Source organism: Arthrobacter sp. P1_A5, from assembly GCF_056406825.1.
The window spans coordinates 1-1,258 of sequence record NZ_JBFTZL010000352.1 but is presented as its reverse complement, the minus strand read 5'-3'; the positions used below and the strand labels follow the sequence as shown (position 1 = coordinate 1,258).

The 1,258-nt window shown below is 70.5% G+C and carries 1 protein-coding gene and 1 pseudogene; both read right to left on the bottom strand.

Annotated features, from left to right (window positions below):
• A partial coding sequence (locus AC1D1S_RS21220) for an amidohydrolase family protein (protein WP_476995455.1) occupies positions 1-603 on the bottom strand: 603 nt, incomplete at its 3' end.
• 117 nt (positions 604-720) lie between these two features.
• A pseudogene (locus AC1D1S_RS21215) lies at positions 721-1,258 on the bottom strand (DEAD/DEAH box helicase); the annotation flags it as partial.

Here is a 1,258-nt window from a genome sequence, read left to right as displayed (position 1 = left end):
GTATGCGCGCAGGGCGTCCGCCGGCAGCCGTCGGGCCGCCAGGCGGGCCGCGGTGTGGGCGTCGCGTTTGACCTGGCTTCCGGCGCCGCCGCCGTCGAGCCCGTCCAGTCCGGCCGATGCGGCCAGGGAGTTCGATATCAGGGCCGAGTGGACATCCACGCGGGACAGGTAGACCTGGCGGCCGCCGGCCGCGCGTTCGATTTCGTCCCGGGAGGGCAGGGCGGGATCGGCCCAGGTGGTCTCGTCCCAGCCGTGGCCCAGGACGGGACCRCCCGCGCTGGACGCGGATGCGGCGGCGACGGCGTCGAGGAGTTCAGCGGAGGAGCGCACCCCGGTCAGCTGGAGGCCCTCCAGCGCGATTCCGGTTTCCGTCAGGTGGATGTGGGAGTCCACGAAGCCGGGGGCCAGGAGCGCGCCCTGCAGATCGATCACCTCCATGGAGGCATCGGCGATGGACGTGGCGGCCTGCTCGGAACCAACCCAGGCGACGGTGTCGCCGTCGACCAGCATCGCAGTCGCAAAGGGATCGGCAGCTGTGTAGACCGAGCCGTTGCGGTACAGCGTGACGTTGCGGGGGGCGGGGGCGGCCGGCGAATCGGTCATGGGGCGGGAACTCCTTGTTGCTGGGGGCCGGCCGAGGGCCGGCGGGTTCGAAAATCTGCGAGGCCGCGGTAGCGGGCCAGCGACTGACGCAGGGAGCGGGCCGGTCCGGCCCGCGCCCTAGGCCACGGAGGAATAGGCGACGACGCCGCGTTTGATGAGCTTGATGGCCTCCGCGCACAGCCGCGCAATCCGGGGGTCGAGGTTCGGGATGTCGGCGAGCTGGTCCAGGAGGTCGATCACCTGTTTGACCCAGCGGACAAAGTCGCCCGCGGCCAGGTCGGTGCCGCTCAGCACGTCCTGGAGGTGCCGGCCCTTGGCCCATTTGAAGATCGGCCACACAAGGCCGAGCTCGGGCTCGCCAGTGAGGGGCAGCTTGTTGGCTTCCTCGACGTCCTCCAGCGCGGACCATTCGCGGACCACGGTGTCTACCGCGGATTCCAGGGACACGCTCGGCATCTTGGGCCGCAGGCCGCGGTCCTCGCGCTTGGCCTGGTAGACGAGCACACTGKCCAGCGCGGCGATCTCGGCGGCGTCGAGGTCGTTGAAGGCCCCCATCCGCAGTGACTGCGAAATCAGCAGGTCCTTTTCGCCGTAGATCCGCCGCAGGCGTTGCCCGTCCGGGCTGATGGACAGCGCGCCCGTGTCCGAGGTTTCA